The sequence below is a fragment of the Peteryoungia aggregata LMG 23059 genome (assembly GCF_030814435.1).
In the GTDB taxonomy this organism is placed as follows: domain Bacteria; phylum Pseudomonadota; class Alphaproteobacteria; order Rhizobiales; family Rhizobiaceae; genus Allorhizobium; species Allorhizobium aggregatum.
The window spans coordinates 88,614-109,249 of the sequence record NZ_JAUSUW010000012.1; the positions used below are offsets into that span (position 1 = coordinate 88,614).

Annotated in this window: 18 protein-coding genes; 6 read left to right on the forward strand and 12 right to left on the reverse strand. The window is 64.0% G+C overall.

Annotation, left to right across the window (positions count from 1 at the left end; translation table 11 throughout):
* Positions 1-224: 224 nt before the first annotated feature.
* Positions 225-1,766, reverse strand: coding sequence for a trimethylamine methyltransferase family protein (locus J2045_RS18610; RefSeq protein WP_307375600.1), 1,542 nt, complete (start codon positions 1,764-1,766; stop codon positions 225-227).
* 88 nt (positions 1,767-1,854) lie between these two features.
* Between J2045_RS18610 and J2045_RS18615 the strand changes: the two genes are divergently transcribed.
* Positions 1,855-2,757, forward strand: a complete 903-nt coding sequence (locus tag J2045_RS18615; RefSeq protein ID WP_307375602.1) for a LysR substrate-binding domain-containing protein — start codon at positions 1,855-1,857, stop codon at positions 2,755-2,757.
* Positions 2,758-2,769: 12 nt separating this feature from the next.
* Here J2045_RS18615 and J2045_RS18620 read toward each other — a convergent pair whose 3' ends face one another.
* Both J2045_RS18620 and J2045_RS18625 read right to left on the reverse strand, forming a co-directional pair.
* Positions 2,770-4,131 (reverse strand): putative bifunctional diguanylate cyclase/phosphodiesterase, encoded by a 1,362-nt coding sequence (locus J2045_RS18620; protein WP_307375604.1) that lies wholly within the window; start codon positions 4,129-4,131, stop codon positions 2,770-2,772.
* A 114-nt stretch (positions 4,132-4,245) separates the two neighbouring features.
* The gene (locus J2045_RS18625) at positions 4,246-5,991 is read right to left on the reverse strand and encodes a response regulator (protein WP_307375606.1); all 1,746 of its coding nucleotides are present in this window, start codon (positions 5,989-5,991) and stop codon (positions 4,246-4,248) included.
* A 279-nt stretch (positions 5,992-6,270) separates the two neighbouring features.
* Between J2045_RS18625 and mutL the strand changes: the two genes are divergently transcribed.
* Entirely contained in the window at positions 6,271-8,118 is a 1,848-nt protein-coding gene (gene mutL / locus J2045_RS18630) for a DNA mismatch repair endonuclease MutL (RefSeq protein ID WP_307375609.1), read from the forward strand.
* Positions 8,119-8,212: 94 nt separating this feature from the next.
* Complete coding sequence (locus J2045_RS18635; RefSeq protein ID WP_307375612.1) at positions 8,213-8,443, forward strand: DUF2093 domain-containing protein; 231 nt, start codon at positions 8,213-8,215, stop codon at positions 8,441-8,443.
* A gap of 3 nt (positions 8,444-8,446) precedes the next feature.
* Here J2045_RS18635 and lpxK read toward each other — a convergent pair whose 3' ends face one another.
* The 6 genes from lpxK to J2045_RS18665 form a co-directional block, all read right to left on the reverse strand.
* Positions 8,447-9,481: a tetraacyldisaccharide 4'-kinase gene (lpxK, locus tag J2045_RS18640; protein WP_307375614.1), complete on the reverse strand. Its 1,035-nt coding sequence runs from the start codon at positions 9,479-9,481 to the stop codon at positions 8,447-8,449.
* Positions 9,482-9,595: 114 nt separating this feature from the next.
* Complete coding sequence (locus J2045_RS18645; protein WP_307375616.1) at positions 9,596-10,303, reverse strand: HAD family hydrolase; 708 nt, start codon at positions 10,301-10,303, stop codon at positions 9,596-9,598.
* 21 nt (positions 10,304-10,324) lie between these two features.
* Positions 10,325-11,644, reverse strand: coding sequence for a lipid IV(A) 3-deoxy-D-manno-octulosonic acid transferase (gene waaA, locus J2045_RS18650; RefSeq protein WP_307375694.1), 1,320 nt, complete (start codon positions 11,642-11,644; stop codon positions 10,325-10,327).
* A 156-nt stretch (positions 11,645-11,800) separates the two neighbouring features.
* The gene (locus J2045_RS18655; RefSeq protein WP_166601911.1) at positions 11,801-12,037 is read right to left on the reverse strand and encodes a DUF4170 domain-containing protein; all 237 of its coding nucleotides are present in this window, start codon (positions 12,035-12,037) and stop codon (positions 11,801-11,803) included.
* A 62-nt stretch (positions 12,038-12,099) separates the two neighbouring features.
* On the reverse strand, positions 12,100-12,930 hold the full coding sequence (locus J2045_RS18660; RefSeq protein ID WP_307375618.1) for a 3'(2'),5'-bisphosphate nucleotidase CysQ: 831 nt from the start codon (positions 12,928-12,930) through the stop codon (positions 12,100-12,102).
* Positions 12,917-14,263 carry a TldD/PmbA family protein gene (locus J2045_RS18665; RefSeq protein ID WP_307375620.1) on the reverse strand — a complete coding sequence of 449 codons (1,347 nt, stop codon included), beginning with the start codon at positions 14,261-14,263 and terminating at the stop codon, positions 12,917-12,919. The genes J2045_RS18660 and J2045_RS18665 overlap by 14 nt, the downstream gene beginning before the upstream one ends.
* Positions 14,264-14,359: 96 nt before the next feature.
* Here J2045_RS18665 and J2045_RS18670 point away from each other — a divergent pair, with 96 nt between their 5' ends.
* Positions 14,360-16,210 carry a monovalent cation:proton antiporter-2 (CPA2) family protein gene (locus J2045_RS18670; protein ID WP_307375623.1) on the forward strand — a complete coding sequence of 617 codons (1,851 nt, stop codon included), beginning with the start codon at positions 14,360-14,362 and terminating at the stop codon, positions 16,208-16,210.
* A gap of 4 nt (positions 16,211-16,214) precedes the next feature.
* Here the strand turns inward: J2045_RS18670 and J2045_RS18675 are convergent, their stop codons facing one another.
* From J2045_RS18675 to J2045_RS18685, 3 genes are read right to left on the reverse strand one after another with little or no spacing between them, the layout of a single operon-like run.
* The gene (locus J2045_RS18675; protein WP_307375625.1) at positions 16,215-17,090 is read right to left on the reverse strand and encodes a patatin-like phospholipase family protein; all 876 of its coding nucleotides are present in this window, start codon (positions 17,088-17,090) and stop codon (positions 16,215-16,217) included.
* A gap of 26 nt (positions 17,091-17,116) precedes the next feature.
* The gene (gene rsmD, locus J2045_RS18680; protein WP_102019383.1) at positions 17,117-17,677 is read right to left on the reverse strand and encodes a 16S rRNA (guanine(966)-N(2))-methyltransferase RsmD; all 561 of its coding nucleotides are present in this window, start codon (positions 17,675-17,677) and stop codon (positions 17,117-17,119) included.
* Positions 17,678-17,683: 6 nt separating this feature from the next.
* Positions 17,684-19,783 (reverse strand): pseudouridine synthase, encoded by a 2,100-nt coding sequence (locus J2045_RS18685; RefSeq protein WP_307375628.1) that lies wholly within the window; start codon positions 19,781-19,783, stop codon positions 17,684-17,686.
* A 69-nt stretch (positions 19,784-19,852) separates the two neighbouring features.
* On the opposite strand from J2045_RS18685, the gene J2045_RS18690 reads away from it, so the two are divergent.
* Positions 19,853-20,305 carry a nucleoside deaminase gene (locus J2045_RS18690; RefSeq protein ID WP_307375631.1) on the forward strand — a complete coding sequence of 151 codons (453 nt, stop codon included), beginning with the start codon at positions 19,853-19,855 and terminating at the stop codon, positions 20,303-20,305.
* Positions 20,305-20,625 carry a hypothetical protein gene (locus J2045_RS18695; RefSeq protein ID WP_307375634.1) on the forward strand — a complete coding sequence of 107 codons (321 nt, stop codon included), beginning with the start codon at positions 20,305-20,307 and terminating at the stop codon, positions 20,623-20,625. The genes J2045_RS18690 and J2045_RS18695 overlap by 1 nt, the downstream gene beginning before the upstream one ends.
* The last annotated feature ends 11 nt before the right edge of the window (positions 20,626-20,636 follow it).

Sequence of the window (20,636 nt, forward strand, 5' to 3'; positions counted from 1 at the left end):
GCCGGGCATCTCCCCCTCAAGGGCAGGGCCATCGCATAGGGGGCACACCCCCCTCTGGCCTGCCGGCCATCTCCCCCACACGGGGGGAGACTGGCTGAGCCGCCGGCCTACCGGACCCCGCTGGCGTTGGAAAGGGATCGGCAAACGCGGCGCTCCGCTCTCCCCCCTTGTGGGGGAGATGTCACGCAGTGACAGAGGGGGGTGTCCCATGGGCTTGTCGTCTCTCAATACCAGGCGTCCGGCTTGGCGCGTTTCGTTCTCTCGACATAATCCAGAAGTGCCTCGTCGATGGCGATGTCCAAAGGCGGCGCTTCGTATTCGGCGAGCGTCTTCTTCCAGCGGGCATTGGCGCGCGTCGCCATGTCGGTGGAGCCGGCTTCCGACCATTTCTCGAAGGGCTCGTTGTCTGAGAGGGAAGAGTCCCAGAAGGCGGTCTGGTAGTTGCGCATGGTGTGAGCGGAGCCGAGGAAGTGGTTGCCCGGACCGACCTCTTCGAAGGCATCCATGGCCAGCGTGTTGTCATCGACCACGACACCGGCCAGGTAGGAATGCAGAGCACCACAGAAGTCCGCGTCCATGACGAACTTCTCGTAGGACATGGCCAACAGTCCATCGACGAAGCCGGCCGAATGCAGGATGAAGTTCGCGCCGCAATGCACGGCCGACATCATCGACATGACACCTTCCTGCATGGCCTGGGCATCGGGCAGTTTGGAATTCGAAAAATTGCCGGCACAGCGCAGCGGCAGTTTCAGCCGGCGGGCAAGCTGGCCGATGACCATGGAGCCGATCGCCGGCTCCGGCGTGCCGAAGGTCGGCGAACCGGAGCGCAGCGACATCGAGGAGAGAAAGTTGCCGAAGATGACGGGTGCGCCGCGGCGCTCCAGTTGGGTGAGCGCACAGCCGGCCATGGTTTCGGCCAGCGACTGGGCAATGGCGCCGGCATTGGTGACCGGGCCCATGGCACCGCCGAGGATGAAGGGCACGATGACGGCCGCCTGATTGGCCCGCGCATAGGCGCGCAGGGCCTTTGTCATGGTGCCGTCCCAGACGAGCGGCGAGTTGACGTTGACATTGCCGAGGATGACGCAGTTCCGGTCAACGAAATCAGTACCGAAGAGGATGCGCGCCATCTGTATCGATTCCTCGGCGCGCTCCTCTGCGGTCACCGAGCCCATGAAGGCGCGGTCGGAATATTTGATGTGGCTGTAGACCATGTCGAGGTGGCGCTTGTTGACGGGCACATCGACCGGTTCGCAGATCGTGCCGCCGGAATGGTGCAGCCAGGGCGATGACTGGGCAAGCTTGATCAGATTGCGGAAGTCATCGATCGTGCCGTAGCGGCGGCCCTTGTCGAGGTCCATGACGAAGGGCGAGCCATAGGCCGGCGAGAAGACGACCGCATTGCCGCCGATCTCGACATTGTTTGCGGGATTGCGGGCATGCTGGGTGAAGGTTGCCGGGGCCGAGCTCAGGATTTCGCGCAGCATGCCCTTCGGGAAACGCACGCGCAGACCCGCGATCTCGGCACCCGCCTTGCGCCAGAGTTCGAGGGCTGCCGGGTCGTCACGAAATTCGATGCCGATTTCGGCGAGGATGCGATCCGCCACCGCCTCTATGCGCTCGAGGTTTTCTTCCGACAAAATGTCATAGGTCGGGATGTTGCGCCGGATGTAGGGCACGACAAGAGGCGAAACGATCGCTCCTCCCCTGCGGGCCGATCGCTGCCTGCGTGTGCCCGGGTTTTCCGCAAGTGCCTGGTCCATGACGCTTCCCCTCGTTCTGTCGCACGGTAGTTCAGGGCAAACCGGCTGTGATGCTGGAAAATTTCTGGAGATGCGATAAGCTCAACTTATGACAACGTTTCGCAGCCTCATTCCCTCGGCCAATGCGCTGGTGATCTTCGAAGCGGCCGGGCGGCATGAGAACTTCACCCGGGCAGCGGAAGAACTCGGCATGTCGCAGGTGGCCGTCTCCTATGCCATTCGCGGGCTGGAACAGCAGCTCGGCACACAGCTCTTCGAGCGGCAGCATCGGGCGGCGCGGTTGACGGAGGTCGGCGAGCGTTTTCATGCCGATGTCTCGGCCGGGCTGTCGCGGATCGGCCGGGCGGCGGAGGAAATCCGGATGAAGGGCCGCGAAGTGAATGTGACCCTTGCGGCATCCACGGCCTTTGCCTCGATGTGGATGCTGCCGCGCCTTTCAGCACTCAGAGATGACCTGCCCGACATCGATCTCAGGATCCAGACCAGCGTGCGCGATCTCGATCTCGACGAGGAGGACATTCCGCTCGGGGTGCGCGGTGGCAACCCGCAGGACTGGCCGCATTACCATTCGGCGGAACTGGCGCCTGAGATCGTGACGGCAGTCGCGAGCCCCGCCTTTGTCGAGGCGAACGGATTGCCGGACAGTCCCGAGGCGATCGCGAAACACAGGTTGATCTGGCTGGAAGAGCCGGTGCGCCAGGCCTGCAGCTGGCCGGAATGGTTTGCCTCGGCTGGCATCGACTATCGGCCAACCGGGCGGCGGCTGGCGATCAACGACTATGTACTCGTGATCCAGGCGGTGCTGGCTGGCCAGGGCATTTCGCTCGGCTGGCGGCATCTCGTCGAGCGGCTGGTAGAACAGGGGCAGCTGGTGGAAGTGGGCGGACATGCGCTGCGCACCGGCCAGGCCTTTCATGTCGTCTGGCCGAGGTCGCGCGAGCTCAGCGCGGCGGCCACGCGGGTGCGCGACTGGCTGCTAAAGCAGACCTAAGGAACAAGAGGATCAGGCGGAGGCGCGGTCGACGAGCGCGAAATCGTGATGGTTTTCGGCGAGGTAGCGCAGGGTGGCGGCAGCATCGACCGGCTTGCCGAAGTGATAGCCCTGCCCCATGCCGCAACCGAGTTCGCGCAGCTTCTGGGCTTCGGCCTCCGTCTCGATGCCTTCGGCCACGACTTCAAGATCAAGGCCCTCGCACATGCTGACGATCGCCTTGATGATGTGCTCGGAGGTTCGATCCGTAGTGATCGCCGAGACGAAGGCGCGGTCGATCTTCACCTTGTCGAAGGTGAAATCGCGCAGGCGGCCGAGGCTCGACTGGCCGGTGCCGAAATCATCCAGTGAAATGCGGATGCCGGCGTCCTTCAGTTCCTTAATGATGCGGCGCGCCGTATCGGCCGAGGACATCACCGCCGTTTCGGTGATTTCCATCTCAAGGCGGCGCGGATCGAAGCCGACGCTGTTGAGGATCGAGAGCGTGTTGAACGACGTCCTGAGGTCCATCAGCTGGACCGAGGAGAGGTTGAAGGACAGGAAGAGGTCGCGCGGCCAGGCGAGCGTCGCTTCGGCAGCCTTGCGCAGCAGCGTTTCAGACAGCGTATCGATGAAGCCGCGCTCTTCGGCGAGCGGCACGAAGACCGCAGGCGAGACGAAACCCAGATCAGGATCGATCCAGCGAGCGAGCGCCTCGAAGCCGACGACGCGGTTGTCGCGCAGGCGCACGATTGGCTGGAAATGCACATCGACGGTGTCGTTGATGATGGCATTGCGCAGCGCCTGTTCGAGCTGCGTTGCCTGCTTCATCTCCTGGGCGATTTCGCGGGAGTAGACGGTGATCTGGCCACGGCCGCGACGCTTGGAGCGGTAGAGCGCGGTTTCGGCGCTCTTCATCAGCTCCTCGAAATCTTCGCCTGCGAAGGGATAGACGGCAAAGCCGAGGGAGGCGGAGAGGCGCACATTGCGGTCGCCGAGATCGTAAGGGGCGGACAGCACGTCCTTGATCAGCTGACCGGCGCGCTCGGCGCCGATACGCTCGAAGACCAACGGCAGGACGATGGCGAATTCGTCGCCGTCGTGGCGGGTGACGGTCGCACCGTCAGGAACGCAGGCCTTGAGACGATGGGCGACCTGGCAGAGGATTTCGTCGCCGGCGGCCTGGCCGAACAGGTCGTTGATCGGCTTGAAGCCATCGAGATTGACGATGCCGACGGTGAAGGGAGCCGGATCGGAGGCACGATCGGCTGCAAGCTGGCGCACCTTATCGCCCAGGCGATGGCGGTTGCCGAGGCCGGTCAATCGGTCGGTATAGCCTGTCGTCTTCTGGTCGCTCTGGCCCATGGGGTCAGAGACGATTCCGGCGGCACCCATTCACGCTTCCTGGTACGGTTCCTTGAACGCGTACCAGAATGGATCCAAAACATTAAAATTATCATATCGATACAACAGGAACCGGCGCTGAAGCCTCCCCAGAAATCGGGTAGATCAGCCCGTGGAAGCGAGGCTGGCGATGTCGGGGACAAGGCGCCGGATCGCCTGATCGAGCACATCAGGGCTTAGCGGCTTCAGGATCACGTCGTTCATCCCGGAGGCGAAACAGGCTTCGCGATCCCGGTCGAATGCCTGCGCGAGCACGCCGATGATCGGCGTGGGTACGGGTCCCTCTTGCGCCATCTGGCGGATGCGCCGCGCCGCCTCGAAGCCGTTAATGCCAGGCAGCGTGACGTCCATCAGGATGATGGCGGGGCGTAATTCGGAATAGAGACGTAGCGCGGTCTCGCCATCGGCGCAAATTCGGTAGGCGTAGCCCAAGCCCTCCAGGATCTGGGAGAAGACGATCTTGTTGATCTCGTTGTCTTCTGCAACGAGGACAAGGGACGGTGTCGGCGGGGCCGCGACTGGTGCCGGCCCTTCGGCCCGCACATCCCGTGATCCGGCTTCCGCAATCGCTGCCGACGGCGCGAGGCTCTCCTCAGTGGTGATTTCCCAGTCATCCACAGGCAAGGGTGCGGGTTGCAGGGCGGTCATCCGGTCGAGCACGGTGAAGGCGAGATCGCTGGCGATGTCGCAGGATTGCAGCGTAACGTAGTCCACGTCGACCGCCTGGAGCAGCTCCAGGCAACGCATATCAAGGTCGACGTCGACGATGGCCAGGTCGATTGTCACCCCGACCGACCGGGCCACGGCCAGGAAGGCGTCGAGCTCGTGGTCGTCACGGACGCAGCAGCTGTCGAGACCGAGCAGTTGGAGGATGTCGGTCGCGCAGGCCTCGAACTCGCGATCACCGGTGACGAGCAGTGCCTTGCGACCGGCGAGCCGACCATCGAGCCCAGCGTGCTCGGAGCCGCCTTCGCGTGAGAGCGGCGCCTGTTCATCAGGATGTGAGGACGCCTCGGAGGTCCCGCCGACCTCACCAAGGCTCGCGACCACCAGGTAGCGCCCGGGTTTGCCGACACGCTGGACATGGACGAGGATAGAACGCGGTGGATCGCCGTAGAGCCGCATGGGCAGAATGAGCGAGGAGGTAATGCCGGTTTCGAGAACCTGACGCGAAACCGTTGCAAGTCGCCCTGCAATCTCTGGCTCGAAGACACTGTTGATCGTGCCACCCAGCGCATTGTCGGCGCCGACGGCAACCGCCGAACAGAAGACCTTGTTGACCGCGACGAGCTGCAGGTTGCGGTCCTGGACGAAGACCGGATGGGCCAGATTGTCGAGGATTTCCTCGGTCAACTGCACACGCTCGATGTCAGCGCGCCATTGTTCCTCGCGGCGTTTCTGCTCGGTGATGTCACTCATCACGCAAAAGCCGAAGCCGGAGGACAGGCGACGTTTCGAGTAACGGGTCCAGCGCTTGCCGTCGCAGGACTGGACCTCGTGACGCTCCTTCCAATGGGCGGCGATCTGGCGGGTCAGCCACTCTTCGCGGTTCAATGCGACCGGATCCGACTGACCGCTTGCAGCTTGGCGCAGACCCGCATCATATGCCGCGCCGAGGACATCTCTCAAGCGCGTGCCCGGCTCGAAGCAACTGGCGGGCAAAGGCAGAAACTGGCGCACGCTGCGGCTGGCGAAAATCAGATGGTCGTTGCGGTCATAGACGATAAAGGCTGAGGAAAAGGCCTCAGATACGGCGTCCAGCAGGGCGGCGTCGAGAGAGGCTTCGGCCGACGGATTGTCGGACCCCTGCCATCTCCTGTCCTGGCCGGGGGCCTGTGGAAACTCGCTCACACTGCTGCCTCTAGGAACCTCGTCGCGGGGAGCAACGGGAATTGTATCGGGCTGATGCCTGGTCGTGACACATGCCGAACCGCGCGTCAGGCAGGGAGAAATACCGAAGACACTCCGGCCCGTGTCCTCATTCCGCTGCCAGCAGACTTGCTCCAGAGACATTGCAAGTCATTGTTCAAACTAGAGACATTCCGTTAAGGCCGGCTTAATGATGGGCATGAACGGCGCTGCGATACGATTTGCCTTTCGTCGGACGCCCGAATCCGCGAAAATGGGCAGATGATCATCAAGCAGCTCTCAGAAACCCTCATCAACCAGATCGCCGCTGGCGAGGTCATCGAACGACCGGCCAGCGCGGCGAAGGAACTGATCGAGAATGCGATCGACGCAGGTGCTACCCGGATCGAGGTGGCGACGGCCGGCGGTGGCAAGACGCTGTTGCGCGTCATCGACAATGGCTGCGGCATGGGGCCGGAGGATCTGGCGCTCGCCATCCGCCGGCACTGCACCTCGAAGCTCAGCGAGACGCTGTTCGATATCCGCTCGCTCGGCTTTCGCGGCGAGGCCCTGCCCTCGATCGGCTCGGTGGCGAAGCTGACGATCACCAGCCGTCCGGCCGGCGCCGACAGCGGCGCGGAGATCGCTGTTATCGGCGGCAAGGTGGGGGACGTGCGGCCGGCAGCGGCCAATCCGGGCACGACGGTCGAAGTGCGTGACCTGTTCTTCGCCACACCGGCGCGGCTGAAATTCATGAAAACGGAGAAGGCGGAAGCGGGTGCGATCAGCGAGATCGTCAAGCGCATGGCGATCGCCTTTCCGGCAATCCGTTTCGTGCTCTCAGGCACCGACCGCTCGACGCTCGAATTTCCCGGCACCGGCGACGATCATCTGGCGCGCATCGCCCAGGTGCTGGGTGCGGACTTCAAGGATAATGCGATCGAGCTCGATGCCGAGCGCGAGGATGTGCGGCTAACAGGCTTTGCCGGCGTGCCGACCTTCAACCGGGGCAATTCTGCCCATCAATATGCCTTCGTCAACGGACGCCCGGTGCAGGACAAGCAGATCCTGTCAGCGATCCGCGGTGCCTATGCGGAGACGATCCCGCAGGGGCGCTATCCGGTGGCCGTACTGTCGCTGACGCTCGACCCGGCGCTGGTCGACGTCAACGTGCACCCGGCGAAATCGGATGTGCGCTTCCGCGATCCGGCGCTGGTGCGCGGGTTGATCGTCGGGGCTATCCGGCAATCCCTGCAACGGGAGGGCGACCGGGCGGCAACGACCGGGGCCGGCGGCATGCTGCGGGCGTTTCGCCCGGGGTTCTCGCCGCAACCGGCGCAGGCATGGTCACCCGCCAGTTCGCCGTCACGGCCTCTCCATGGGGCAGCGCCGAGCTTTGGCGGCGGGTTTGCGGCGGCTGCCGCTCCGGCTGCGCGCGGCTTTGGCGAGGCGGCGCAGGCGGCATTCGACAGCCTGTCGGTACCAACAGCCCGAAGCGAACCGATCCCCTCCCCTCTCCCCCAGAGCGCTTCCGTCGAGGCCATTGCAAGCTATCCACTGGGTGCTGCGCGGGCGCAGGTGCATGCCAATTACATCGTGGCGCAGACCGAGGACGGTCTTGTCATCGTCGACCAGCATGCCGCCCATGAGCGGCTCGTCTTCGAACAGATGCGCAAGGCGCTCATAGGGCGACGCCTTCCCTCGCAAGGGCTCTTGATCCCCGAGATCGTGGATTTGCCGGAAGAGGATTGCGATAGGCTGATGACCCATGCGGAAAGCCTGGAACAGCTGGGGCTTGCGATCGAGCGTTTCGGGCCTGGTGCCATTGCCGTTCGCGAGACCCCGGCGATGCTGGGCGAGATGGACGCGACGCAGCTGGTGCGCGACCTTGCCGACGAGATCGCCGAATGGGATACAGCCGACCGGCTGTCAGCCAAGCTCGAACATGTGGCGGCGACCATGGCCTGCCACGGGTCCGTGCGCTCGGGACGACGGCTGCGGGTCGAGGAAATGAACGCGCTTTTGCGCCAGATGGAGCAGACGCCGGGTTCGGGTCAGTGCAATCACGGGCGGCCGACGTATGTGGAGCTCAAGCTCTCCGATATCGAACGGCTGTTCGGGCGGAGCTGAGCTTGCCACGCACGGGTTTTGACGCGAGCCATCTTTCATTCGCCGGGAGGGCGCTGTATTGCAGTTCCGTGACACGCGGCGCAGGAGAAGAGTGATGAACCGTTTCGAAGGCGGCGGAAACCGCGAAGCCAAGATCCGCTATCTCGATGCCGATTTCCAGATCCTGACGCCGGGGACCTTCGTCACCTGCGCGATCACCGGACGCCCGGTGCTGGTTGACGAACTGAAATACTGGAGCGTCGCACGCCAGGAAGCCTATGTAGATGCGGCGGCCTCGCTCGAAGCCGAGAAGCGCGCCGGCGCGCTTCCGAACCAGCACCGCTGAGCCTCAGTTCTTCTTGACGAGACGCCTGCGCCGGCAGGCCTCGATGGCCCTGTCGATGATCAGATCAGGTGCCTTGGGGTCATCGAAGACCATGTCGATTTCCACGGTTTTCGATCTTTTCGACAATTCTGCCGCCTGGCCGTGACCGCCTGCGAGGCGGATGCTGTCTTTGGCCGTGGTCACCAGTTGCAGGCCCTGCTTTTCGGCACGGGACAGAAGATCGGCGATCTCGTCGTCGGCGAGATGGTGATGGTCCGGGAAATCCTGCCGGTCAGCGATGACGCAGCCCAGGTCTGCCAGCGTGCGATAGAATTTCTGCGGATCGGCAATGCCTGCGTAAGCCAGAACTGACACGCCCGAAAGCTCGCCTGCGGCCTGCGGCATGACATTGGCAACCAGCACCGGCTTGCCGCTGCGGGACGCCTTGCGGACGAACTGATCGGCAGCATCGCCCTTGCCAACCTTGAGGATCGCATCGAGTTGGCGCATCTGGATGCCGAGCGGTGCGCGCACCGGGCCGGAGGGTACCACCCAGCCATTGCCGATCCCGCGCAGGCTATCGACGACGATCAGCGCGTAGTCCACCAGCAGTCGGGCGCTCTGGAAGCCATCGTCCATGATGACCAGATCGACGCCTTCGGCCACCAGCTTTTCGGCACCGGCTACCCTGCGGCGGGAAATCACCGTGAGCGCCTCACGGGCGAGCAGCAGGGGCTCGTCGCCAACAGCCGTCGAGCGGTGGTGATGCGGATCGACGACGGTGGTGACATCAAGCGATCCGCCGTAACCGCGGCTGAGGAAGCCCGGCTTCAGCCCCTTGGCCTTAGCCGCACGGGCAAGGGCGATCGCGGTCGGGGTCTTTCCGGCGCCGCCGACAGTGAAGTTACCGACGCAGACGACGGGGACGGGCAAGGCGTGACGGCGGCGGTGCCGCATGACGGCACCGGAAATGCGGCCATAGACGAAGGAGAGCGGATAGAGGCAGATCGCCTGCCAGCCGGTCTTGGTCCACCAGAAAGGCGGTGCCTCGGATACCATTCTCGTCCCTGTTCGTGACCTCGGCGCCCCCTTGGCGCCTTCCCTCGGGCGCAACAAGAAGCATCGCAACGTCTGGCGGTCAAGCACAGCCGTGCCGAAATGGCACGCGCGCCGTCAGTTGAGGACGGCTTCGAGCTCGGTGATGTCGGCGAGTATCATGTCCGAGTGGAGCGCCAGCGTTTCCCGCGAACCCGTCCCGGAGAGCACGCCGATCTTCAGACCGGCACCGGCATTATGACCCATGTGCAGATCATGATTGTTGTCGCCGACGACAGCGACTTCCGACGGTGCAAGCCCGGTCGCGGCGCAGAAGCCCAGCACCATGCCGGCTTCCGGCTTCTTGCCATGACCACTGTCGTAACCGGCGACGAAATCGACATAGGGCAGGATGCCGAAGCGCTCGGCTGCAACCCGTATCGACCGTTCGTTGTCGCTGGAGGCAATGCCGAGACGAATGCCCTTGCCATGCAGGCGGGCAAAGAGCGGCTTGAGTTCCGTCACCGGCACCGAGAGCTGGGCGGCTTCGGCAAAGCAGTCGTCTATCTTCGGTACCAGACCCTGCAGCGTGAAGGGGGAGCCGGCATCGATCATGCCTTCGGCGATCTCGACCGTATTGGCGGAGGCGAACAGGCTGTCCGGAACGATGGCTCCTGTCACCGGGTCCATGCCGCAGGCGGTCAGCAGACGGTCGGCCAGCGGTTGATCACCGTCTGCCGCCATCAGGGCCACCTTGCGGTTGACGGGTCCCCAGCTCGCATCGAAATCGAGCAGTGTCCCGTCCTTGTCGAACAGGATGCCGGCAATCTTAGGCTTCTGCTGCATGGAAAAGTTCCTGTTGGAGGATCAGCTCTGGCTGGCGGTGCGCGGTTCGAGTTTGGCCTTGACCGAAAGCGGGCTGATATAGGGCTCGAGCCCCTTCAGCGTCGCAGTCAGGGCGCCACGCATCTCCTGCATGCTTTCCTGCCCGGCATCGATCATCTTGGACCGTGCCATGTCATTGTTCAGGAGAAAATGCACTGCCTTGGCCAGCATTTCGGCATCGCGGACGATGCGGGCCGAGCCCTTGCGCACGAGCCGCTGATAGCTTTCGCGAAAATTGCTGACCTGCGGACCTGACAGAACTGCGCAGCCGAGCATGGCCGGTTCCAGCGGGTTCTGCCCACCATCGGCGGAGAGCGACCGGCCGACGAAGGCAACTTCTGTCAGGCGAAGATAAAGGCCCATCTCGCCGATGGTATCGCCGAGGAAGACGTCCGTCTCGGCGGTGACGACATCGCCGCGGGTTCGGCGGGCGACCACAAGGCCCTTCTCCACCAGCATGGCCTCGATCTCGTCGCTGCGTTCGGGATGGCGCGGGACGAGAACGGTCAACATTCCCGTATGGGCCTTCAGGGCCCGATGGACCATGGAGGCGATTTTCTCTTCGCCGTCGAAGGTGGAAATCGCCGCCCAGGTCTTGCGCTCTCCAATCTGCTGGCGATACCGCTCCAGCACCTGTTCGTCGCAGGGCGGCGCGTCGCTGTCGACCTTGATGTTGCCGGATACGCTGACGGGCCAGGCACCGAGATCACGGAAGCGTTCGGCATCGAGATCGGACTGGGCAATGACCAGCGCCAGCTTGCCAAACAGGGTTTCGGCAATCGAAGGATGCCGCTTCCAGCGATCGAAGGAGCGATCGGACATGCGGGCATTGACGAGGATCTGCGGGATGTGGCGGCGATGCAGCTCGGCAAGCGTCGTCGGCCAGATTTCCGATTCGACGCCGATGGCTATGTCCGGCTGCCAGTAATCCAGGAAGCGGCGGATCGATGGCAGGAGGTCAAGCGGCACATACTGGTGGAGGACCATGTCGCCGAGACGGTTCTTGGCCACTTCGGCTGATGTCACGGTTCCGGTGGTCAAGAGTACGTGGATGTCGCGGCGGCGCAGTTCACGCATCAGGGCGACAACGGCTGTTGTTTCGCCAACACTTGCGGCATGGATCCAGACGAGCGGACCGGCGGGCCGCGGAAGGCTCGCATGGCCGAACCGCTCCGCCCGACGCGCCTTGTCTTCCTTGCCCTTGGCCGCGCGGTAAGCGAGCATCGGTCCCGACAGCGGATAGGCCGCGAGGCCCAGCCAGCCGTAGGATCTCAAGGCGAAGGAGGCTAGGCCATCGCTCAGTGCCATCGATAGAACCTGCTCATCTTCATCGACAATGCCATTCTGCCCTTTCAGGAGGCGGCGCTACGCAACAATAGAGATGCAAGAAGACTGAGTTCAAAACGTGACCCTTGCGGGTCATCCCCAGCGGCCTTGGGAGAGCCGCCGTGCTCCGGTTCACTTCTCCGAAGGGTTCAGCAGCCGGTGCATGTGGACGATGAAATAGCGCATATGCGCATTGTCGACCGTCGCCTGGGCTTTCGCCTTCCAGGCCACCAGGGCGCTGGCGTAATCGGGGAAGATGCCGACGATATCGAGGTCGTTCAGATCGCGGAACTGGACCTCTTCGAGGCTCGACAGTTCACCGCCAAAAACCAGATGGAGAAGCTGCTTGTTTTCGTTGGTTTCCGTCATCGTTGCGGCCTTTTCCCATTCTCAGTCAGTCGGCTTTCATCTGCGCGATTTCGCTGCAAAGGTCAACTCCGTGGAATTCGCGTGATGTTCTTCAGCAATGCCGGAAGAAGCTCGGACGATGCTGCACACAGCACCGGATGGGTTACGTCTTCGCGATTGTAGACCAGCGCCTGACCATCCAGGTCGGTGATCGAGCCGCCTGCCCGGGTCAGTATCAGATCGGCGGCGGCGAGATCCCAGTCGTGCGAGCTCTTTTTGACGAGCGTCGCATCAATACGGCCATCGGCGACAAGTGCCAGCCGGTAAGCAAGCGACGGGATGTGCTCGACGCGTTCGATGCGGGGCCTCAGCACCGGGCTGAAGCTGGCAACCATGTCCTGGGCCGAAGCCATCTTCAGGCTGCCTTCGATGCCGGCCGTGGAGACGGTGATGTCCTGGCCATTGCGGCGGGCGGGGCCATCGGCTGCTGCCGTGAACTCTTCGCCGAGCGATGGGGCAACAAGGATGCCGGCGACGGGTTTGCCCTTATGGACGACAGCCACCGAGACGCACCAGGTGTCCTTGCCGGCCAGGAAGGCGCGGGTGCCGTCGATCGGATCGATGACGAAGAGGGTCTCACAGGAGAGGCGCGCCGGATCGTCGTCCGTCTCTTCCGACAGCCAGCCATAATTGGGCCGGGCGTGGCGGAGGATTTCCTCCAGGATCTTGTTGGCCGCGTAGTCTGCGGCGCTGACCGGCGAGCGGCCCTCGTTCTTCCACCAGACTTCCGGAGACTGGCCGAAATGGGCCATGGCCACCTTGCCAGCTTCCCGGGCCGCATCGGTGATCAGAGCGAGGTCGGCCTGCCAGTCGAAGCGCAGCCCGTCCTTTGTCTGTCGATCAGAGCCCGGCAAGGGTCATGCCCTCGATGGCGAGCGTCGGAGCTGCGACACCGAACTTGCGGTCGATATCGTTGGCCACCGTGATCCGCATGAACATGTCCTTGAGATTGGACGCGATGGTGATCTCTGAAACAGGATAGGTCAATTCGCCATTCTCGATCCAGAAGCCGCTCGCACCCCGACTGTATTCGCCCGTGATCATGTCGACACCCTGACCGATCATGTCGGTGATGTAGAGACCCGTGCCGACACTCCGGATCAGGTCTTCGGGCGAGATGTCACCAGGCTCCAGCGCAAGGTTGGTAGAGGACGGCGAGACCGCCGTTCCACCCCGGACGCCACGACCATTGGTCTTCAGCCCAAGTTCGCGGGCGGCGGACGACGACAGGAACCAGTGCTTGAGCACGCCGTCCTCAATCATGGTCATCGCTTTGCCCGACACACCCTCGCCATCGAAGGGCCGAGACGAGGAGCCGCGCACCTTCAGCGGATCGTCGGTGATATTGAGGCCAGCCTTCAGCACCTGCTGCCCCATCTTGTCGCGCAGGAAGGACGTCTTGCGGGCGACCGAGGCACCATTGATGGCACCGGCGATCGTGCCGACAAAGCCTCGGGCGACGCGGGGGTCGAAGACGACCGTCAAGTTCGATGCCGTCGGCACCTGGCGCGGGTTCAAGCGGCGGATGGCGCGCTCTGCAGCACGGCGGCCGATTTCCTCGGGCCCATCGAGTTCGGCGAAGTAGAGGCGGCTGTCGAAATCATGGTCGCGTTCCATCTTGGTGCCTTCGCCGGCGATGACGCCGACAGAGCGGGAGAAGCGCGAGCCGGCATAGCTGCCGGAAAAGCCGTGGGAGGTGACGAGCACCAGGCCGCCCATGCCGGCGGAGGCACCGGCACCCAGCGAGTTGCTGACGCCGTTCACCGAGCGGGCCACATCTTCCATGGCAAGCGCGCTTTCGCGCAGCTGGTCGCTCGACACTTCCGTATCGTCGAAGAGCTGAAGATCGGGGATGTCGCGGGCGAGATCGCTCTCGTCGGCGAGACCGGCGAAGGGATCTTCGGGCGACACCTTGGCCATGGCGACAGCGCGCTCGGCAAGCGCCGTCAGGTCGAAACCGGGATTGGCCGAGACGGACGCCACCTGACGACCGATGAAGACACGCAGCGAAAAGTCGTCGCTTTCGGACGCCTCGGTCGACTCGACCTTGCCGAGACGGATGCTGACGCCCTTGGATCGGGAGCGGACGACCACGGCATCCGCCTTGTCGGCACCGGCCTTGATGGCCAGATCGACGAGTTGCTCGGCGCGTTCGAGGAGATTGGCGGAATCGATTTGATTGGGCATGGCTTGGCCTTTCCTTCCCGCTCCATTTATTGTGCCTTACAAGGTGCATCAAGGGCGGTTCCGGCTTTTCCGTTCACGAGCCCGGCATGGCATCAAATGAGCAGGCTCGGCAGATGCCGGCGAACGAGGAGAATTGCATTGGCAGGCGCGAGCGAAGCTCTTTTCACCCAGCCCCTTCTGTTGCTCGGCGGCGCTGTGATCGCAGCACCGATCTTCCGCAAGCTGGGACTGGGCACGGTCCTCGGCTATCTGGCGGCCGGCGTGGTGATCGGACCGGTGCTGCACCTGATCGGCGGGTCCGGCGAGATCCTCGCCGTGGCGGAGCTTGGCGTCGTACTGCTTCTCTTCATCATCGGCCTTGAGTTGAAACCCAGCCGGTTGTGGCACATGCGGCGTGATATCTTCGGGCTCGGCACGGCGCAGGTGATGCTGACCGGGTTGGCGCTGACCGGCATCGCACTTGCTTCGGGTCTGCTCGACTGGCGCGCCGCACTGGTCACAGGGTTCGGCCTGGCGCTTTCGTCCACGGCATTCGCGCTGCAATTGCTCGAAGACTATGGTGACATGAACAGTCGCTATGGTCAGCGATCCTTCTCCATCCTGCTCTTCCAGGACCTTGCCATCGTGCCGCTGCTGGCCATGGTCTCGGTGCTCGGAACACCGAGTGGTGACGGGCAACAATCCGCTGTGATCGAGGTGGCCATCGCCGTCGGGGCCGTCATCGGCATGATCCTTGCCGGTCGATACCTCTTGACGCCGCTGTTTCAGGTGATCGCGCGAACCGGCGCGCGCGAGGTGATGATCGCGGCAGCCCTCTTCGTCGTGCTCGGATCAGCCTATCTGATGCAGGTGGCCGGGCTTTCCATGGCGATGGGCGCCTTTCTGGCCGGCGTGATGCTGGCCGAATCCTCGTACCGCCACGAGCTGGAGGCCGACATCGAGCCGTTCCGCGGGCTGCTGCTCGCGCTTTTCTTCATCGCCGTCGGCCTTTCGATGGAACTTCAGGTGATCGTCGACAACCTGGCCCTGATCGCGGTGACCGTGCCGCTTCTCATGGCAGTCAAGGCGCTGGTCCTCTATGTGATCTGCCGGGTCGCGGGTTCACCCCATAGGGATGCTCTGCGGATCTGCATGCTTCTGCCTCAAGGCGGCGAGTTCGGCTTCGTTCTCTTCACCACCGCTGCGGCGGTCGGTGTTCTCAGCAGCGGCCAGTCGTCCCTGTTGATCTCGATCGTGACCCTGTCAATGGCACTCACGCCACTGACGGCGCTGATCGGGCAAAAGCTGCTGGCGCGTGAGGCGAGCGAAAAGGAGGAGATCGAGGAAGATTTCGAGGGGGCCGGCTCGGACGTGCTGATGGTGGGCTTCTCCCGTTTTGGACAGATTGCCGCCCAGATCCTGCTGGCGAGCGGGCGCGATGTCACCATTCTCGACGACAGCCCGGACCGCGTGCGACAGGCGTCGACCTTCGGTTTCCGCATCTATTTCGGCGATGGCACCCGGCTCGACATGCTGCGCGCCGCCGGCATCGAGAGGGCAAAGATCGTCGCTGTCTGCACCCACAAGAAGGAGATCACCGACAAGATCGTCGATCTCATCCGCTCCGAATATCCTGATGTGCGTTTGTTTGTGCGGTCGTACGACCGGGTACACAGCCTGGAACTGCGCGCGCGCGACGTGGAATACGAGCTGCGCGAGACCTTCGAGTCGGGTCTGCTCTTCGGACGGCGGACGCTGGAAGGCCTCGGCGCCAGCGAAGACGAGGCCTATGACATCGGCGAGGACATTCGCCGGCGGGACGAGGAGCGGCTGAAACTGCAAGCCCAGGAAGGAATCCTCGCGGGGCGGGAGCTGATGCACAAGCGACCGGTGAAGCCGGAGCCGCTGATCAAGCCGAAAAAGCCCATTCACACGGTGGAGCCCGAACGGGACGCGCCAGCCGCATGATCCGTCAGCGGCGCACAAAGTCCTCGATGCGGGCGGCAAGATCCCGCTTCAGCGGATCCTTCAGGCGGTCGCAGATCTCGAGGATCTGCCGAGCCTTGAAGAAGTCGAGGACCTTGTAGCTGTTGACCTCCGGCCTGATGTAGATGTCGGGCTGGCAGATCTTCATCTTCAGCGCGATATGCGACTGCATCATCAGCTGCGAAGCGCCAAAGAGGCTGTCAATGCGGTTCGGCACCAGCGAGCCGTCACCTTCCGGCGCACCGATCACGTCGACGGCCACCAGGATATCGACCTTGCCGACGAGATGGTCGTAGGGCACCGGGTTGAAGATGCCGCCATCGATCATCAGCCGACGTTCGATGGTTACCGGGGCAAAGAGGGCCGGGATGGCGGCGGAGGCGGAGAGCGCCTCGTAGAGATCGCCTTCGGTGCGCACCATCTCGCACTGGCCGTAATAATCGGTGGCAATCACGGTGAGCGGCAGGCCGAGCTCGGCGAAGCTCTCGGGGATCTGCGGCGGCAGGAAGGCGCGCAAGAGGCGTGGCAGGTTGAACTGGCCGAGGCGGAAGCCGCCGAGGGCACGAATGCTGGCGGGGCGCAGGCTCCAGAAACGGTTCAGGACCAGCGCCCTGTTATCGGCAAGTTCCAGCGTATAGTCACGGATATCGCGGCCACTCATGCCGGCGGCATACCCGGCCCCGAGGATCGCGCCCATGGAGGAGCCGGCAATCAGCGTCGGCTTGATGCCCAGTTCGTCGAAGACCTCGAGCACCGCGATATGCGAGAAGCCGCGCGCGCCCCCTGCCCCGAGGGCGAGGCCAATGGTCGGATCGGCCTTCACGGCTGTTGACGGGATCGGGGTTTCAGCGACGAGATCCATGGGCCAGCTTTTCTCCGTTTCGGGGATCAGGCTGGCCTATAGGAAAAGAAGTACATTTTCGTGTCACCGAAGGTGCGCTCTTCCAGGAAGGCGAAAACCGGATCGACGGACACCTGCACGTCACCGCGTTCTTCGAGGATGACGAGGGCACCCGGCGCGATCCAGCCGCCCTGATGGGCCGACAGCAAAGCCTTCTCGCCGAGACCTTTGCCATAGGGCGGATCGGCGAAGACCAGTTCGAAGGCCTCGATGTTGTTGGAAGGGCCGAGATCGGTGGCGTCGCGCCTCAACATGCGAGCACGGCCATGCAGGCCGAAGGCATCAATGTTTTCCCAGAGCAGGCCGCGGCCCTCGACGCTGTTCTCGACGAACAGGGCCGACTTGCAGCCCCGCGACAGCGCTTCTATGCCGACCGCACCTGTGCCGGCGAAGAGGTCGAGAATGCGGGTGCCATCGAGCACGCCCGGATGGGCGTGCGCGAGGATATTGAACAGGCTTTCCCGCGTCCGGTCGACGGTCGGCCGGATGTCATTGGACTTGGGCGTGGCCAGCGTGCGGCCACGGAACTCACCGCCAACGATGCGCATGACGGCTTACCTCTTGCCCTTGGGGGCGCCCGTGCGGGGACCGGAGGGCTTGCCACCCGGGCCGCCGGAGCGTGGGCCACCGGCAGGGCGCCCGCCCGGCTTGCCGCCGAAGCTTTTGCCGCCACCAGGCTTGCCGCCAAATGACTTGCCAGCCGGTCTGCCAGCCGGCTTGCCGAAGGACTTGCCAGCGGGCCGGTCACCGAAGGGACGGTCGCCCGCAGGTCTTGCGCCACGCGGCTTGTCACCGAAAGGCCTGTCGCCAGCCGGACGCTCGCCCCGGGGACGATCATCGCGAGGGCGATCATCACGCGGTCTGGCGTCACGGGGACGGTCGTCACGAGGACGGTCATCACGCGGCCTGTCATCGCGGGCGCGATCCGGCGTGAACCGTTCCGTGCGCGGACGATCCGGCTTGTCGCCGAAAGGCTTGCGAGGACCGCGATCACCAAAATCCTTGCGGGGGCCGCGGTCGCCGAAGTCCTTGCGTGGACCACGGTCTGCGCCTTCACGACGCGGCGCGCGGTCATCGCCTTCACGGCGTGGTGCGCGTTCTGCACGATCGCCAAAATCACGGCGCGGGCCACGATCCGTTCCTTCGCGGCGCGGGCCACGGTCTGCACCCTCGCGGCGCGGGCCGCGGTCTGCACCTTCACGACGCGGAGCGCGGTCGTCACCATCGCGACGGGCGGGACGGTCGCCGAAGCCACCGCGCTTTTCGCCACGGTCGCCACCGCGACCGCCGGGCTTCTGGTCCGGGCCGTCGGCGCGGATCCAATCACCCTCTTCGTCACGGGCACGGGTAATCTGGACGGTGGAGGTCGGACGGTCGTCAAAACGTTCGGCGGGCTTTGCGCCACGCGGATCGGGCTTGCGACGGGCAGCTGCAGCGGCTGCCTTTTCGCCAAGCGGACGGGCGCCAGGCGCCATCCAGACATTGGCCGTGCGGCCCTTCGTGTTGCCCAACGGGCGCTTCGGCTTGTCGGCGAACTTGTCGCCAGATTTGCCATCGTCGCGGCGGGTGTCGAGGCGGCCAAGTGCGCGCTCGCGCTTGTCACCCTTGTCAGCCCAGTCCTTCGGTGCAGCACGCTTCTTGTCTGCGGGGCGCTCGTCACGACCCCAGTCGGCCTTCTGCTCGCGGCCAGGCTTCTTCGCCGGTGCAGCGACCTCTTCCTCGTCGGTCTCGACACCGTGCGCATAGATCGGAGCGTCGAAATTGGCCTTGGCGTCCTCGATCAGGCGGGGGCCGAGCTGGTCGCGCAGCATGCGACCACGCACTTCGAGCACCTGGCCTTCCGGCAGATCGCCGAGCTGGAAGGGACCATAGGAGATACGGATCAGGCGGTTGACCTCGAGACCGAGCGCGCCGAGCACGTTCTTGATCTCACGGTTCTTGCCTTCACGCAGGCCCATGGTGATCCAGACATTGTGACCCTGCTTGCGGTCGAGCGTCGCATCGATCGCGCCGTAGAGTACGCCGTCGACGGCAATGCCTTCCTTCAGCGCGTCGAGTGCCGGCTGATCGACATCACCATAGGCGCGCACGCGGTAGCGGCGCAGCCAGCCGGTGGTCGGCAGTTCGAGCACGCGGGCGAGGCCGCCGTCATTGGTGACCAGCAGCAGGCCTTCGGTGTTGATGTCGAGGCGGCCGATGGACATGACGCGCGGCAGGTCTTCCGGCAGGTTTTCGAAGACGGTCGGGCGGCCTTCCGGATCGGAATTGGTCGTCACCAAGCCGGCCGGCTTGTGGTAGAGCCAGAGACGGGTGCGCTCGATGCCGCGGATCGGCTGGCCATCGACCTCGATCTTGTCGGCCAGCGTCGCGTTCAGCACCGGTGTTTCGAGCACCTTGCCGTTCACGGCCACGCGGCCTTCCATGATCATGCGCTCGATATCGCGGCGGGATGCGACCCCGGCGCGCGCGAGGAGCTTGGAAATGCGCTCGGGCTTTATGGTGTCGTCGCTGGCCGATGCCTCGGCGCGGGCCACGCGGGCTGGCTTGTCTGCGGAGGCTGCGGACGGCTTGGCGGACGGTTTTCTGGTTTGCGGCTTGCCGCTGCGGTCGGAGGGCTTGCCCCCCGGACGCCTGGACTTGTCTTTGAATGTCATTTGCTGTTTGCCTGTCGTTTGGGCTGTCGTATCAGGTCACGCGGCTCTGGTTAAGTGGAAAGTTCGTGCATGGGGAAGACAAAAGGCTTCATGGAAGCGGCCTTCGAGGAGGCTCGCGCCGCAGGTGAGCGCGGCGAGGTTCCGATCGGTGCCGTAGTCGTGCGCGACGGCGAGATCCTCGGGCGGGCCGGCAATGAGACGCGCGCGCTCAATGACGTGACCGCTCATGCCGAGATCCTCGCCATCCGACGGGCCGCCGCAATCGTTGGTGATGAACGCCTTGTCGATGCCGACCTTTATGTGACGCTCGAGCCCTGCACGATGTGTGCGGCGGCGATCTCCTTTGCCCGGATCCGGCGACTCTATTATGCTGCCGGCGACGCCAAGGGCGGAGCAGTGGAGAACGGCGTGCGCTTCTATCAGCAACCGACCTGCCACCACATACCCGAGGTCTATTCCGGTATCAGGGAAAGCGAGGCTGCCGAAATGCTCAAGAGCTTCTTCCAGAACAGGAGGGACTGATGATCTATGTCGCGTTGGTGTTATCGATCTTGGCCATGGCCGCGATTGCGACCTGGGCCCATCGCAATATCTCGCCCGAAACCAGCCGCCTGCCGATGCAATGGTCCGCAAGCGGAACGGTGAACTGGCGCGCACCCCGGCTCGTGGCCATTGCCGCAACGCCGGTCCTGATGCTCGCGCTGATGGTGCTGATCTTCATTCTGTCCCGCAACGACCTTGCGGAACGCAACATGGCGCTGCTGTGGCTGGCCTTCCTGGGCCCTCCGCTGCAGGCGGTGCACATGGCGCTCGTTGCCCGAACGGTCGAGAACGAAGACTGAACCGTAGCCGG

Bases quoted from the DNA above. Each gene is read 5' to 3' on its own strand.
- J2045_RS18610 (WP_307375600.1), bottom strand. From the start codon at position 1,766: ATGGACCAGGCACTTGCGGAAAACCCGGGCACACGCAGGCAGCGATCG.
- J2045_RS18615 (WP_307375602.1), top strand. From the start codon at position 1,855: ATGACAACGTTTCGCAGCCTCATTCCCTCGGCCAATGCGCTGGTGATC.
- J2045_RS18620 (WP_307375604.1), bottom strand. From the start codon at position 4,131: ATGGGTGCCGCCGGAATCGTCTCTGACCCCATGGGCCAGAGCGACCAG.
- mutL (WP_307375609.1), top strand. From the start codon at position 6,271: ATGATCATCAAGCAGCTCTCAGAAACCCTCATCAACCAGATCGCCGCT.
- J2045_RS18635 (WP_307375612.1), top strand. From the start codon at position 8,213: ATGAACCGTTTCGAAGGCGGCGGAAACCGCGAAGCCAAGATCCGCTAT.
- lpxK (WP_307375614.1), bottom strand. From the start codon at position 9,481: ATGGTATCCGAGGCACCGCCTTTCTGGTGGACCAAGACCGGCTGGCAG.
- J2045_RS18645 (WP_307375616.1), bottom strand. From the start codon at position 10,303: ATGCAGCAGAAGCCTAAGATTGCCGGCATCCTGTTCGACAAGGACGGG.
- J2045_RS18655 (WP_166601911.1), bottom strand. From the start codon at position 12,037: ATGACGGAAACCAACGAAAACAAGCAGCTTCTCCATCTGGTTTTTGGC.
- J2045_RS18665 (WP_307375620.1), bottom strand. From the start codon at position 14,263: ATGCCCAATCAAATCGATTCCGCCAATCTCCTCGAACGCGCCGAGCAA.
- J2045_RS18670 (WP_307375623.1), top strand. From the start codon at position 14,360: ATGAGCAGGCTCGGCAGATGCCGGCGAACGAGGAGAATTGCATTGGCA.
- J2045_RS18675 (WP_307375625.1), bottom strand. From the start codon at position 17,090: ATGGATCTCGTCGCTGAAACCCCGATCCCGTCAACAGCCGTGAAGGCC.
- rsmD (WP_102019383.1), bottom strand. From the start codon at position 17,677: ATGCGCATCGTTGGCGGTGAGTTCCGTGGCCGCACGCTGGCCACGCCC.
- J2045_RS18685 (WP_307375628.1), bottom strand. From the start codon at position 19,783: ATGACATTCAAAGACAAGTCCAGGCGTCCGGGGGGCAAGCCCTCCGAC.
- J2045_RS18690 (WP_307375631.1), top strand. From the start codon at position 19,853: ATGGGGAAGACAAAAGGCTTCATGGAAGCGGCCTTCGAGGAGGCTCGC.
- J2045_RS18695 (WP_307375634.1), top strand. From the start codon at position 20,305: ATGATCTATGTCGCGTTGGTGTTATCGATCTTGGCCATGGCCGCGATT.